The organism is Hahella ganghwensis DSM 17046, from assembly GCF_000376785.1.
Taxonomy (GTDB): Bacteria; Pseudomonadota; Gammaproteobacteria; order Pseudomonadales; family Oleiphilaceae; genus Hahella; species Hahella ganghwensis.
Genome location: NZ_AQXX01000135.1, coordinates 120696 through 128631, shown reverse-complemented (window position 1 = coordinate 128631; position 7936 = coordinate 120696). Strand labels below are relative to the sequence as shown.

General features: G+C 51.8%; 6 protein-coding genes and 1 pseudogene. 5 read left to right on the top strand and 2 right to left on the bottom strand.

Going from position 1 to position 7936, the window contains the following annotated elements:
- A pseudogene (locus F566_RS0124135) lies at window positions 1-275 on the bottom strand (IS66 family transposase); the annotation flags it as partial.
- Between the two features lie 64 nt (window positions 276-339).
- Between F566_RS0124135 and F566_RS33880 the strand changes: the two are divergent.
- Both F566_RS33880 and F566_RS33875 read left to right on the top strand, forming a co-directional pair.
- The gene (locus F566_RS33880) at window positions 340-864 is read left to right on the top strand and encodes a hypothetical protein (RefSeq protein WP_020409607.1); all 525 of its coding nucleotides are present in this window, start codon (window positions 340-342) and stop codon (window positions 862-864) included.
- The gene (locus tag F566_RS33875; protein ID WP_020409606.1) at window positions 861-1541 is read left to right on the top strand and encodes a sugar transferase; all 681 of its coding nucleotides are present in this window, start codon (window positions 861-863) and stop codon (window positions 1539-1541) included. The genes F566_RS33880 and F566_RS33875 overlap by 4 nt, the downstream gene beginning before the upstream one ends.
- On the opposite strand, the gene F566_RS0124120 is transcribed toward F566_RS33875, so the two are convergent.
- Window positions 1484-2524 (bottom strand): AraC family transcriptional regulator, encoded by a 1041-nt coding sequence (locus tag F566_RS0124120; protein WP_020409605.1) that lies wholly within the window; start codon window positions 2522-2524, stop codon window positions 1484-1486. The two genes, F566_RS33875 and F566_RS0124120, sit on opposite strands and share 58 nt — an antisense overlap.
- Window positions 2525-2840: 316 nt before the next feature.
- Here F566_RS0124120 and F566_RS33870 point away from each other — a divergent pair, with 316 nt between their 5' ends.
- The 3 genes from F566_RS33870 to F566_RS0124105 are packed head-to-tail and all read left to right on the top strand — an operon-like array spanning window position 2841 to window position 7855.
- Window positions 2841-4538, top strand: a complete 1698-nt coding sequence (locus tag F566_RS33870; RefSeq protein ID WP_083921169.1) for an FAD-binding oxidoreductase — start codon at window positions 2841-2843, stop codon at window positions 4536-4538.
- Between the two features lie 6 nt (window positions 4539-4544).
- A complete protein-coding gene (locus F566_RS0124110) occupies window positions 4545-6257 on the top strand; it encodes a glycerol-3-phosphate dehydrogenase/oxidase (RefSeq protein WP_020409603.1) in 1713 nt (570 codons plus the stop codon).
- Window positions 6254-7855 (top strand): FGGY family carbohydrate kinase, encoded by a 1602-nt coding sequence (locus F566_RS0124105; protein ID WP_020409602.1) that lies wholly within the window; start codon window positions 6254-6256, stop codon window positions 7853-7855. The genes F566_RS0124110 and F566_RS0124105 overlap by 4 nt, the downstream gene beginning before the upstream one ends.
- Window positions 7856-7936 lie beyond the last annotated feature (81 nt).

Here is a 7936-nt window from a genome sequence, read left to right as displayed (position 1 = left end):
GTGATGCCGGCGCCGAAGCCGGCCTTATATCCGGCATAGTCATCGCATACCAGTTTGCCTTGCCAGTCTCCCAGGAAGTTCCGGGAATGCTCGCCCGCCCGACTCGGAGCAAAGTCATAAACAACGGCTTTCAGGTCCGAGAAGGACGTGCTGCTATACGCCCAGACATAGGCTTTATGGGTTTTCTTCTTGCCCGGTGCCAACATACTCACCGGGGTTTCGTCGGCATGTAGAACCGGTTGCTGAAGGATCACTTCCCGCAAGGCATCGACCAATAAATATCAGGATATTCACTATGAGTATGAAGCAGTATGTCGACGGCAGAATGATTTGGGCATCATGATCAATGGAAGTTTTGTTTTCGGCCTGGACCATGATGGCCCTGATGTATTCAAACGGACCGTTGAGTGGGCTCTTCAGCAGGGGATTACGACCGCAACTTTCCATATCGCGACGCCTTATCCGGGTACTGCCTACTACCGCGAAATGCAGCAACAACAGCGAATTCTACACTCTGAGTGGGATCGCTATGACACCCGGCAGGTTGTGTTTCAGCCCAAGGGAATGAGCGCAGAGCAGCTAAAACAGGGATACGACTGGTCTTACGGGGAATTCTACCGTTGGAGGAATATTGTCAGGAGTGCTTCTGTTCACAGTACCGGAAAGCATAGGGTAAAGCATTTTTTCTATTCGGCTGGCTGGAAAAAGTTTGAGCCATTGTGGAATCTGATCATCAATGGCAGGCGACTTGGGCTGATGACCCCTCTGTTGGAGGCCATACTTTCAAAGGTGTCGAAAGCTGGGGGTGACCCGGTGCATGTCCATAATAAAATAGAGATCCTGGAGTGGGAGGATCTGTCATGAAGTGGATTCCACGGGATCTGGTTAAACGTGCCACTGATGTTGTGCTGGCGATGGTTGCCATTGTCATATTTGTCCCCCTTTGGCTTGTGATTGCAGTGTTGATTTTGCTGGAAGATGGTTCGCCGGTGTTGTTTCGGCAGAAAAGGCTTGGAAAGAATAAAGCCCCTATTGCGGTGATCAAGCTGCGTACGATGAAGAAGGGTAAAGTTACCCAAGTCGGAACATGGCTGAGATCGACCGGGCTGGATGAGAGCCCGCAATTTCTTTCTGTCTTGGCAGGGAAGATGAGCATTATCGGGCCAAGGCCGCTGACAGAAGCCGATATTTGCAGAATCGGGTGGTCAGGAGAGGAGTGCGCAGACCGCTGGCATACAGCGCCCGGTATTACCGGCATGGCTCAGTTATTCAGTGGTCGTGGAGCCCGGCTTTCGCTCTACCTTGATCGCTACTATTTACAGCAACAGTCATTGGGCTTGGATATCAAAATTATTTTTCTTTCTTTTCTGGTGACTCTGATTGGAAAGAAGCGAGTGCAGGCAATGATGAGGATGAATCGAAAGCCAAGCCAGTCAGGTTTCTCCGCTTTAACCGGTTCTATACTGTCGAGGCTTAAGGGTCCTCAACTGTCACGAAAGTCTCCAGGGGTTATTCCCTCACAGGATTTAAACCAGCGATGAAAGGATCTGGGCTCGGCAAAGCCCAACTGATGAGCAATGTCCGCAATGGGCATCTGGCTGCCTTTCAGCAACTTTCGGGCGCTTTCCAGACGAACTTCGTCGAGAAGTTGTTGGTAGGTGTATCCGTGCTCGTTCAAGCGTCGTTGTAAAGTTCTGGAGGTGATGTTCAGTGACTCTGCCACCATGTCCTGGCGGGTGATACCCTCCGTAAGCTGGTGTTGAATGCGATGTTTTATTTCCCGGATGATCTCTGGTGCATCCTCAGTTTCCAGTGACTTGATCTGTTGGACGGCATGTCCTTCGAGGGTTTTTCTCAGCAATTGATCAGGTTGCCGTAACGGAATATCCAGCAAGTCTCGTCGAAAAACCAGGGCATTGATTTCCTGATCGTACACGATCGGACAATGAAAGACCTCTTGATAACGTTGGTTATAAGCGGGCATCTGTTCCTCTGAAGGAGGAGGCTTCTGCAGTAATAGTCGCTCGGGAGCAGCGGTTTCATTATTCGCGAGCCAGCGGCTGAAGTTGACCCAGGAGGCAAATACATTGTCCACCATATGGGGACGCACTTCAGGGTCCGGGTAGGCGCAATTCCATTGAATCAGCACCAGATCCGGATTGTCCTCCCATGGTTCGAGAGTGGTGGTTCCCATATCCCCCACCAGCTTTTCAAAGGGCACAATCTTCTCGATGGCTTCCCCCAGAGTCGCACAGCTCATGACGATATATCCCAGCACATTGTAGGAGCCGGGCTGCACATAATCGCCACTGTTCGAGCCCAGGAGAGGGTCATCGGATTGTTGTATCAGATTCTTCAGAAGGGCCTGAAACTGCATCCCGGTGATGCCGCTGGAACCTTCCGCTAACTGGCTTTGTTCTACGGCAGCCACTTGCAGTGCCTGATCACAGTCCAGTCCGCGATCTTCAGCAAAACGCAGGTATTGGTTTACGGCGGCGACAGAGGCAAATCCCAGGTTTTTCATGATGTCTCAGGGTTGTTGTTCGGTTCATTTGTCATTGGATACTTATTGTCGAGCCCATGATGACAGACTCATGTAATTGGGTAGGTCACTATCCAGTGTCGCGATTTGCTACCCGAACTGTCCGAATCTGACAGTGTAATTCCTGTCAATATTATTAACCTAGTAAGGATGATGGTCCTTTGCTAAGGATAGTGGTCTTTTGTGTCCGGGGAAACCTGGAGTTTAACCTCGAGTGACAATGACTAGATCCACTGATGAAGACGAATACAAACCTATTGGTGTACTGACACCGTCAGTCAAAAATTCGGAGAGTGAAATGAGACGCTGGAACGGTTGGGGAGATGAGAACAACAGCATGGAGTTGCCCGCTAATGGCCTGGATTTTCTGGCTGGTCGTGTCGGTCAGGCCAATGCTTTACCGGATGCCTCCCTGCAGGAGGTGCTCGATAAAGTACCGGAATCCCGACTACCCAGCCATTTGCTGATTGATGACTCTCCAGAGACTCGCGTGCGCCATGCTCGTGGGCAAAGTCTGCCGGACTGGCTGGCCATGCGCAGTGGGGATTTCGGTGTGTTTCCAGATGGCGTGGCTTTTCCGGAAAGCTCAGACCAGGTGAGGGAGTTAATTGATTTTTGTACGGATCACGATGTCATTCTGATTCCTTATGGGGGGGGAACCAGTGTGGCTGGGCATATCAATCCGTTTCATTCGGATAAGCCAATACTGACACTGGACATGGGGCGCATGAATCAACTCCTGGCACTGGATGAGCAAAGCCAGATTGCGACCTTCGGGGCAGGTACACCGGGACCTATGCTGGAATCACAATTAAGGGCCAATGGCTATACCCTGGGTCATTTCCCCCAATCCTTTGAGTTGTCGACGGTCGGCGGTTGGGTCGCCAGCCGCTCCAGCGGTCAGCAGTCGCTGAGATATGGTCGAATTGAGCAGATGTTTGCCGGTGGCCGGATAGAAACTCCGCTGGGAACCATGGACATTCCTACAATCCCTGCCAGTTCCGCCGGTCCCGATCTCAGAGAAATGTTTATGGGGTCAGAGGGACGCATGGGAATTATCACGGAAGTAAAAGTTCGAGTGACGCCCCTGGCTGATAAAGAAGATTTTTACGTCGTCGTTTTTCCTTCCTGGGAGCAGGCACGTTCTGCTGCCCGGGAACTGGTGCAGAGCAAAATTCAGCTCTCCATGTGTCGGGTCAGCAACGAGATTGAAACAGAAACCCAACTGGCTCTTGCCGGGCATCCTGAACAAATTGCCTGGTTGGAAAAATACTTGCGCTGGCGGGGAGCTGATGACGGTAAGTGCATGATGACGATAGGTATTACAGGAAGTCGGCCACAGTGTCGCGCGGCCAAGTCTCAGTTCAAAAGCATCATTCGCCGATACAAAGGTATCAGTACCGGGACCATTCTGGGTAAAAAGTGGGCAGAGAAACGTTTTATGATGCCATACCTGCGTGAAGCCCTGTGGCGGGATGGCTATGTGGTCGATACTCTGGAAACGGCCACAGATTGGGATAACGCAGATTCCCTGATGCGGGAAATCGAAGAAAATCTACGCAGTTCACTGAAGCAAGTGGGCGAAAGTGTGCATGTGTTTACCCACTTGTCGCATTTTTACGGTCAGGGTTGTTCCATCTACACCACCTATGTATTCCGCACCGCCGAAAGTTATGCCAAAACCCTGGCATTCTGGCGGAAAATGAAATCAACCACCTCGGAGTTGATTGTTCATCGTCGTGGGACAATCAGTCACCAGCACGGTGTTGGTCGTGATCATGCGCCTTATCTGTCAGTGGAGAAAGGTGACCTGGGAATGCGGGCCATCAAATCCCTGGTCCATACTTTTGATCCGAAAAACTTGATGAACCCCGGAACTCTGTATCCCGTTGAGGGGATCGCTGAAGGCACGGAGCTGGCAGCAGCCAATCCTGATGACATGGACAATTCAACACTCAGCCGCTCAGGCGGACAGGGCGCAACCGGGAGCGAGTGATCGGGTATGAGCATGTGGTCTGATAAAGATTGTACTGCCTGGCAACCAGGACGTAGAGAGCAACTGGTTGACCAGCTTCGGCAAACGAAAACCATCTGGGATGTGGTGATCATCGGTGGAGGTATTACCGGGGCAGGGATTCTGCGGGAATGCGTAAGACGGGGGCTCAAGGCGTTATTGCTTGAGAAACATGACTTTTCCTACGGTAGCTCCAGCAAGTCATCAAAAATGGTTCATGGTGGATTGCGATACCTGGCATCTGGTCAGTTATCTCTGACACGTGATTCGGTGAAAGAGCGTCAGAGATTGATGAGTGAAGCAGAGGGACTGGTGGATCCGTTGCGGTTTGTAATGCCTCACTATCAAGGCCAGTTTCCACCAGGATTTCTATTTGAGCGGGTACTGGATGTCTATGATCTGATGGCTGGCGCCCGTCAGCATAAGCGATATCCTGCCCGGGATGCCCAGTACCTGGCTCCCGGAATCAATCCGGAAAAGCTTGCCAGTATCAGTCAGTTTACCGATGCAGTGACAGATGACTCCAGGCTGGTGATGCGAGTGCTGCATGAAGCTCACATGAGTGGTGCTCAGTCGCTGAACTATTGTGCGGTGAAGCATGTACTCAAAGCTCATTCATCTTATTCCCCAAAGGTTCAGGGTGTCAGTCAGGCTGGTGGCGTGATTGCCCAGGACATGATTGGCAATCAGGAATTGGAGATACCCGCCAGAGTCGTGATCAACGCTACTGGAGCCTGGGCTGATGAGCTCAGGGTTGCTCAGGGGGAGGCGTCGAGAATGCGCCCGCTCAGAGGGAGTCATCTGGTCATTCCAGGATGGCGGTTTCCTGTTGGTTTTACCGTTAGTTTTTTCCATCCCCATGATAAGCGTCCAGTGTTTATCTTTCCATGGGAAGGGGCCACCGTGATTGGTACCACCGACCTCGATCACCATCAGGACATGCGTCAGGATGCCAGTATCTCAGCCGGGGAAGTCAGTTATCTCCTGGCGGGTGTACAGCATCAATTTCCCGGTCTCGGGCTGACAGCAAGCGATGTGATCAGCACCTGGTCCGGTGTGCGCCCGGTAGTGAGTTCCGGTGCGCTGGACCCTTCAAGTGAAAAGCGTGAGCATTCAGTGTGGGATGAGCAAGGATTGATTACTGTTGCCGGTGGCAAGCTAACGACTTTTCGCCTGATAGCGTTGGATGTGCTGAAGCATGCTGCCAAATATCTGGAAAATGAAAACCTTGATCTGAAGCATTCAGGCAATTCTGATGATAAGAGAATCTTTTCCCGTGTCAGTCAGGGGGAGGGGCTGCGTCATCTGCCAGAGCTTCAAGCAAAAAGGCTTGCAGGTCGATTTGGGCTTGCTGCCTGCGAAATTGCTGCTTGCGATGATAATCAGTTGAAACGGATATCCGGTACACCAGCTTGTATGGCTGAATTGCGTTGGAGTCTGGACAATGAAATGGTCATGCATCTGGATGACTTGATGTTGCGCCGCAGTCGTCTGGGCATTCTGTTGCCGGAAGGTGGTGATAGTGTTCTGGAGCAAGTGGGGCAGTTATGCCGGAACAAGCTTGGTTGGTCGGAAAGTGTCTGGTCGGATGAAGTCCGTCGGTACAAGGCGATCTACCGGCAACACTTCAGCCTTCCCAATCAGAAGGTTTCTTCTGAGTCTGTCATGGCTCATGACGAAGCTCTGGAGCCCCAGATATGATGGATGACACAAGGGTAACTATGACGGGGGCGAGAGAAAGCAATCGAAGAACCTATGTACTGGCGATCGATAACGGAACCCAGAGTGTCAGAGCGATCATTATCGATGATCACGGGAATGTTGTTGCCAAGGGGCAACAGGAGATCGATCCTTATTTCTCAGAAAACCCCGGATGGGCGGAGCAAAAGCCGGAGTATTACTGGGAGTCCCTGGGGCTGGCCTGTCAGAAAATGTGGTCAGGCACAGATATTCAACCGGAAGAGGTGGCCGCTGTAACTCTGACAACCCAACGGGGAACGGTTATTTGTGTCGACGAAAACGGCAACCCATTGCGACCGGCGATTATCTGGCTGGATCAGCGTCATGCGGACGTTGATTCACCCATTGGTGGTATCTGGGATCTGTTGTTTAAGGCTGTCAGAGTAGAAGATACGGTCAAGCGTTTTCGCAGTAATGCGCAGGCTAACTGGCTGAACCAGCATCAACCCGATTTATGGCAGCAGACCCATAAATTTTTGTTGCTCTCCGGTTACCTGACGTACCGTCTTACCGGCAACTTTGTCGATTCAACTGGTGCGCAGGTGGGGTATATTCCCTTCGACTATAAAAAGCTGGCTTGGGCCGGAAAACGGGACTGGCGGTGGAAAGCCCTTCCGATCAGGCCGAAGCAGTTGCCGGAGCTGGTAGCGCCCGGAGAAACATTGGGGGCACTGATGCCAGATGCCGCTCAGATGCTTGGTCTGCCGGCCGGGCTGCCTGTGATTGCTTCAGCCTCCGACAAAGCCTGCGAAATACTGGGGTCCGGAGGCAACACGCCCAATATCGGATGCATGAGTTACGGCACCACTGCCACGATCAATGCCACCAATAAAAAATATGTCGAGGCGATTCCATTTATGCCGCCGTACCCTTCTGCCATCCCCGGCCGATATTGTTCCGAGGTGATGATTTATCGGGGGTTCTGGATGGTCAGTTGGTTCAAGCGGGAGTTTGGTCTCCGGGAGCAACATATTGCCCAGGAGCGGGGGGTTGCACCGGAAACGCTGTTTGATGAGCTGGTTGCGAAAATTCCTCCTGGATCCATGGGGTTGATGTTGCAACCCTATTGGTCTCCGGGAGTGCGAGATCCTGGACCAGAAGCCAAAGGGGCGATTATCGGGTTCGGGGATGTACACACACGAGCGCATATCTATCGGGCTATTCTCGAAGGTCTGGCTTATGCCTTAAGAGAAGGGAAGGAACGAATTGAGAAACGATCAGGCGTCAGGATCGATAAGCTCAGGGTTTCCGGCGGTGGTTCTCAAAGTGATGTTGCACTGCAACTGACTGCAGATATATTCAATCTTGAAGTGCAGAGGCCTCACACATATGAGACCTCTGCACTCGGCGCAGCGATTGATGCCATGGTGGGGTTGGGTGTACATCAAGACTTTGATCAGGCCATTGCGGGAATGACCAGAGTCGGGAAAGTGTTTACGCCGGATCCTGCTCGAGTAAGAACCTATGACCGTCTATACAAAGAGGTTTACCTGAAGATGTACCGACAACTTCAGCCGCTGTATAAAACCATACAGGAGGTCACAGGGTATCCTCGTTGAATGGCTTCTGAAGGGCCTCTGAGTGGCTTCTGATGGAGGCTCTTGGAAAGGGCGCTTCTCTGAAATGTGAGAGAGGCATTC

Coding starts and splice junctions, on each gene's coding strand:
- F566_RS33880 (WP_020409607.1), top strand. CDS start 340: ATGATCAATGGAAGTTTTGTTTTCGGCCTGGACCATGATGGCCCTGAT.
- F566_RS33875 (WP_020409606.1), top strand. CDS start 861: ATGAAGTGGATTCCACGGGATCTGGTTAAACGTGCCACTGATGTTGTG.
- F566_RS0124120 (WP_020409605.1), bottom strand. CDS start 2,524: ATGAAAAACCTGGGATTTGCCTCTGTCGCCGCCGTAAACCAATACCTG.
- F566_RS33870 (WP_083921169.1), top strand. CDS start 2,841: ATGAGACGCTGGAACGGTTGGGGAGATGAGAACAACAGCATGGAGTTG.
- F566_RS0124110 (WP_020409603.1), top strand. CDS start 4,545: ATGAGCATGTGGTCTGATAAAGATTGTACTGCCTGGCAACCAGGACGT.
- F566_RS0124105 (WP_020409602.1), top strand. CDS start 6,254: ATGATGGATGACACAAGGGTAACTATGACGGGGGCGAGAGAAAGCAAT.